Origin of the sequence: Micrococcus sp. KRD026, assembly GCF_017168445.1 — a bacterium.
GTDB classification, from domain to species: Bacteria; Actinomycetota; Actinomycetes; order Actinomycetales; family Micrococcaceae; genus Micrococcus; species Micrococcus luteus.
Window position 1 is genome coordinate 1 of sequence record NZ_JABFBA010000024.1, and the last position, 4,995, is coordinate 4,995.

General features: G+C 72.9%; 5 protein-coding genes and 1 tRNA gene. 4 read left to right on the forward strand and 2 right to left on the reverse strand.

The window, feature by feature from the left end:
- Nucleotides 1–69 precede the first annotated feature (69 nt).
- Nucleotides 70–153, forward strand: a tRNA-Leu gene (locus J1M40_RS08620).
- 175 nt (nt 154–328) lie between these two features.
- On the opposite strand, the gene J1M40_RS08625 is transcribed toward J1M40_RS08620, so the two are convergent.
- Nucleotides 329–679, reverse strand: a complete 351-nt coding sequence (locus J1M40_RS08625; RefSeq protein WP_098093919.1) for a universal stress protein — start codon at nt 677–679, stop codon at nt 329–331.
- Between the two features lie 176 nt (nt 680–855).
- Between J1M40_RS08625 and J1M40_RS08630 the strand changes: the two genes are divergently transcribed.
- Genes J1M40_RS08630 through tctA form a run of 3 tightly spaced genes read left to right on the forward strand, consistent with a single transcriptional unit; the run spans nt 856 to nt 3,927 of the window.
- The gene (locus J1M40_RS08630; protein WP_136939876.1) at nt 856–1,863 is read left to right on the forward strand and encodes a tripartite tricarboxylate transporter substrate binding protein; all 1,008 of its coding nucleotides are present in this window, start codon (nt 856–858) and stop codon (nt 1,861–1,863) included.
- Nucleotides 1,860–2,420 (forward strand): tripartite tricarboxylate transporter TctB family protein, encoded by a 561-nt coding sequence (locus tag J1M40_RS08635; protein ID WP_010079710.1) that lies wholly within the window; start codon nt 1,860–1,862, stop codon nt 2,418–2,420. The genes J1M40_RS08630 and J1M40_RS08635 overlap by 4 nt, the downstream gene beginning before the upstream one ends.
- Nucleotide 2,421: 1 nt before the next feature.
- The gene (gene tctA / locus J1M40_RS08640; protein WP_134416137.1) at nt 2,422–3,927 is read left to right on the forward strand and encodes a tripartite tricarboxylate transporter permease TctA; all 1,506 of its coding nucleotides are present in this window, start codon (nt 2,422–2,424) and stop codon (nt 3,925–3,927) included.
- Between the two features lie 111 nt (nt 3,928–4,038).
- Here the strand turns inward: tctA and J1M40_RS08645 are convergent, their stop codons facing one another.
- A complete protein-coding gene (locus J1M40_RS08645; protein WP_041103512.1) occupies nt 4,039–4,980 on the reverse strand; it encodes a CoA ester lyase in 942 nt (313 codons plus the stop codon).
- Nucleotides 4,981–4,995: the final 15 nt, after the last annotated feature.

Genomic DNA, 4,995 nt, shown 5'->3' on the forward strand with positions numbered 1-4,995 from the left:
GGGGTTAGAGTATTCCTCGCTGCCTGTGACGGTCGCCGGATGCCCGGAGCCGAGAGCAGGAAGCCGCTCGCGCGAGTGGCGGAATTGGTAGACGCGCTGGCTTCAGGTGCCAGTGTTCGCAAGGACGTGGGGGTTCAAGTCCCCCCTCGCGCACCGAGGACGAAGGCCCCGGAACCGTGTGGTTCCGGGGCCTTCGGCGTTCCCGGGCTGGTCCCCACTCACCGGTTGGGGGCGGTTTCAGGCGGTATCCACGCCGAATACCGCCCGAAACCGCCCCCAAACGCCGCAGGGTGGTCCGGGCGCGGGGCCGCCCGCCCGACGCCGGCCCTCACGGCTTGACGCACACCACCGGGACGCGCGCCTCGAGGATGATCTGCTGCGCGGCCGATCCCAGCAGCAGCTTGCCCACGGGGGAGCGGTGCTTCACGCCCACCACGATCCGGCTCGCGCCCACACGCTCGGCGTGCTCGAGCAGGTCGCCGACGGCGTCCCGGCCGCGCTCCTGGGCGTGTGCCACGGACACGTCGACGCCGGCTTCGCGTGCCTCCGCCTCGTCCGGCTCGGTCCCGTCGAGGGAGAACCAGACCACGTCCTCCCCGCGCAGGGCCGCCTCGGCCAGGGCGGCCCGCCAGGCCGCGGCGCTCTCGGGGGTGCTGGTTCCGGTGCTGATGATCGTCATGGGGACCACTGTGCGTCATGGACGCGGCCCCCGTCACCACCCGGACCGGTTGTCGTCGGTCACTCTGCGGACGCAGAGTGCACGCCGCCCCGCCGCGCTGTTACCGTGACCTCCACCACTCGCACCTGTCCCCGGCGCCACTCCCTGGCGGCGGGGTGTCTCTGTTAGGAACCGCCATGCCCTCCACCTCCCCCGACGGCCCCCCGCGCCGACGCACGGGGGTCGGCCGGATCGTCTTCAGCGTGATCGCGGTGCTCACCGTGCTCGCGGCCTCCGCCTTCTCCATCCGCTCGGCTTCGGGAGGCAACGACATCCGCACCAACCTGACCCTCATCGCCCCCGCGGCCGCCGGCGGCGGCTGGGACTCGTTCCAGCGCGAGCTGCAGCAGACCATGCGCGTCAACGGGCTCGTGAACAACGTCCAGGTGGTCAACATCCCCGGCGCCGGCGGCAACATCGCCCTCGGTCAGCTGACCACGCTCGAGGACGCGAACAACCTCATGGTGGGCGGCACCGGCCAGATCGCCGCCCACGCGGCCCGTGGCACCGGCCCCGAGCTCTCCCAGGTCACCGCGGTCAGCCGCGTCGTCGAGGAGTACAGCCTCGTGGTGGTCCCGGCGGACTCGCCGTACCAGAGCATGGACGACCTGGTGACCGCCTGGCGCGCCGATCCCGCCCACGTGGCGTGGACCGGCGGCGGCTCCTTCGACCAGCTCGTCATGGCGGACATCGCCCGAACGGCCGACGTGCCGGTCGCGGACACCACCTACATCCCGTCCGACGGCGGCGGCGAGGCCATCCAGGCCCTGCTCAACGGCACCGCCCAGGCCTCCGCCGGCGGCTTCGCCGACATCTACCCGCAGGTCGAGGCCGGCCGTCTGCGCGCCCTCGGCGTGGTGGCGGCCGAGCCGCTGGCCGGCGTCGAGGAGATCCCGACCCTGCGCTCCCAGGGCTACGACGTCACGCTCACCAACTGGCGCGCCCTGTTCGTGCCGCCGGGCGTCTCCGCGGAGGAGCGCACGGAGCTCGAGACCCTCATCGCCGAGGCGGTCGACACCCCCGAGTGGAAGGAAGCGGTGCAGCGCAACTACTGGAACCCCGTGCCCCTCTCCGGCGCCGAACTCGAGGAGTTCATCGCCGCCGAGAAGGAGCGCATCGGCACGCTGACGGAGGAGATCAAGTGAGCCACGCATCCACCGTCCCCCCCGCCGCCGACGCCCCCTCCCGCTGGGGGCGCGCCGCCGGGCTCTCCGCGCTCGTCATGCCGGCCGTGCTGGCCGCGTTCAGCCTCTACCTGCTGCTGGGATCCCTGGCCATGGACACCGAGGGCGCCGACTTCCCCGGCCCGGACTTCTTCCCGCTGATCCTCGCGGTCGCGGGCCTCGTGATCGCCGCCGCGCTCGCGGTGGAGGTCGTGCGCGTGCGCCAGTCCCCCGAGGGTCAGGCCGACGCGGACGGCGAGGTCGGGCAGGCGGCCGGTCCGCTGACCCTGTTCCACTCGGACTTCGGCGCGCTGGCCTGGTGCTTCCTCGGCTTCCTCGCGTTCGCCGTCCTGCTGCCCTGGCTGGGGTGGATCCTCGCCGGGGCGCTGCTGTTCTGGTGCGTCACGCGCGCGTTCGGCGCCCCGCACCCCGTGTTCGACATCCTCGTCGCCCTGTTCGTCTCCTCGCTGGCCTACCTCGGCTTCGCGGTGGCCCTGGGCCTGACCCTGCCCTCGGGCATCCTGGGAGGTGGCTTCTGACATGGAGACCCTCGGACTCCTCATGGAGGGCTTCGCCGGAGCCCTCACCCCGATGAACCTGCTCTGGGTGGTGCTGGGCTGTCTGCTCGGCACCGCGGTCGGCGTGATGCCCGGACTCGGCTCCTCGATGGCCGTGGCCCTGCTGCTGCCCATGACCTTCGCCCTCGAGCCCACCGCCGCGTTCATCATGTTCTCCGGCGTGTACTTCGGCGGCCTCTTCGGCGACTCCACGATGGCCATCCTCATGAACACCCCCGGCCAGGCCTCGGCCATCGCCTCCACGTTCGAGGGGCACCGCATGGCCCAGGACGGCCGGGCGGCCCAGGCCCTGGCGACGGCGGCGCTCGGCGCCTTCATCGGCGGCATGGTGGCCTCGGTGTGCGTCGTGTTCCTCGCCCCCGTCCTGGCGGAGTTCTCCACGAGCTTCGGGCCCGCGGAGTACTTCGCGCTCGCGCTCTTCGCGTTCGTGGCCACCTCCTCGGTGGTCGCCGACTCGGTGCTGCGCGGCCTGGCCTCCCTGGTGCTGGGACTGGGCATCGCCGTCGTCGGGATCGATGCGGTGACCGGCGCCGAGCGCTTCACGATGGGCTCCCCGCAGCTGTTCGACGGCATCCCGCTCGTGACCGTCACGGTGGCGATCCTCGCGCTCGGCGAGGTGTTCCACGTGGCCTCCCGGGTGCGCCGCGAGCACGAGGACCTGCGCATCCGCCGCACCGGCCGGCCGTGGCTGTCGGGCGCCGAGTTCCGCGAGGCCGCCCCGGCGTGGCTGCGCGGCACGGCGATCGGCCTGCCGTTCGGCATCGTGCCGGTGGGCGGCTCCGAGGTGCCGACGTTCCTGGCGTACTCGGCCGAGCGGCGCCTGGACCGGCGCCGGGCGCATCCGCAGTTCGGCCGCGGCGCGATCCGCGGGCTGGCGGCCCCCGAAGCCGCGGGCAACTCGACCACCGGCATGGCGATGGGTGCCCTGCTCACGCTCGGCCTGCCCGTCTCCGCGACGGCGGCCATCATGCTGGCGGCGTTCCGCCAGTACGGGCTGCAGCCCGGCCCCCTGCTGTTCGACCGCAGCCCGGACCTCGTGTGGGCGCTGCTGGCGAGCTTCTTCATCGCGATGATCGTGCTGCTGGCGATCAACCTGCCGTTCGCGCAGCTGTGGGCCAAGCTCCTGCTGATCCCGAAGCACTACCTCTACGCGGGGATCACGCTGTTCTGCGGGCTGGGCATCTACGCCACCACGGGCGCGGTGTTCGACCTGCTGATGCTCCTGGGGATCGGCGTGCTGGGCTTCCTGATGCGGCGGTACGGCTACCCGCTGGCGCCGCTGATGATCGGCATGGTGCTCGGCCCGCTCGCGGAGACCAGCCTGCGCGACGCCCTGCTCAGCTCGGTGGGCGACCCGGCCGTGCTCGTCTCCACCCCCATCACGTGGGTGATCTACGGGATCCTGGCGATCGTGCTGGCGTTCTCCGTGCGGGCCGCCGTCGTGCGCCGGACGCGCCAGGACGTGTGAGCGGAGGCGGGATCCGCACCCCCCGAGGCAACGCGGGTTGAGTTGTCACCGGTGTGCGGCCTCCGCACCCGTGACAACTCAACCCGCGTTTCTGGTGGGCGGCGGCCCCGCTCAGTAGTGGTACGTGTCCGACGGCGCCGTGATCGCGTTGTCCTGGTCCGGGTACCGCGTGGAGCGCACCCCGAACGCGGTGGCCAGCCCGAGGATCTTCTCCGCGCGCGCCTTGCGGGGCAGGTCGGAGCCGTTGCGGATCTCGCCGCCGTCGGCCTCGAAGTCCGCGAGGAACTCGTGGGCCCACGCCAGCTCCTCCTGGGACGGGCTGAGCCCCTCGTTCACGGCCGCGCACTGCTCCGGCGCGAGGCACAGCTTGCCGGTCATGCCGAACTCCGCGGTCACCGCCGTCGCCTCGGCGAGCTTCACGCCGGTGGAGCCCACGGTGGGCCCGTCGATCGCGCCCGGCAGCCCCGTGGCCTTCGCCGCGATCGTGAACTGGGACCGCGTGTACGCCAGCGCCATCGGCGACTCGCCCAGGCCGGTGTCACGGCGGAAGTCGCCGATCCCGAAGGCCAGCCGGAACGTGCCCTTCGCGGCGGCGATCGAGTCGATCCGCTGCAGCCCGCGCGCCGTCTCCACGAGCGCCACGACGGGCACCCCGGGCAGCCGCCGGGCGGTCTCGTTCACGTGGTCCGTGGACTCCACCATCGCCAGCACGACGCCGGCCAGGCCGCCCTCGGCGACCGGCCCGCCCAGGTGCGCGGGCAGGGCCGCGGCGAGCGCCTCGACGTCCTGCTCCCACCACCGCGAGCCGTAGCCGTTGAGCCGCACCCAGCCGGTGTGCCCGGAGGTCAGCCAGGCGACGGCGTCCCCGCGGGCCTGGTCCTTGTCCTTGGGGGCCACGGCGTCCTCGATGTCGAGGATGACGATGTCCGCGGCCGAGTCCTCGGCGGGCTGGAACCGTTCGGGCTGGGCGGCGTTGACCAGCAGCCAGGAGCGGGCGAGCTCCGGGTCGATGCGCTGGCCGGGCACGGGCTGGAACGCGGGGGAGGGGGTGATCGCGGCGGGCAGGGT

Coding starts and splice junctions, on each gene's coding strand:
- J1M40_RS08625 (WP_098093919.1), bottom strand. CDS start 679: ATGACGATCATCAGCACCGGAACCAGCACCCCCGAGAGCGCCGCGGCC.
- J1M40_RS08630 (WP_136939876.1), top strand. CDS start 856: ATGCCCTCCACCTCCCCCGACGGCCCCCCGCGCCGACGCACGGGGGTC.
- tctA (WP_134416137.1), top strand. CDS start 2,422: ATGGAGACCCTCGGACTCCTCATGGAGGGCTTCGCCGGAGCCCTCACC.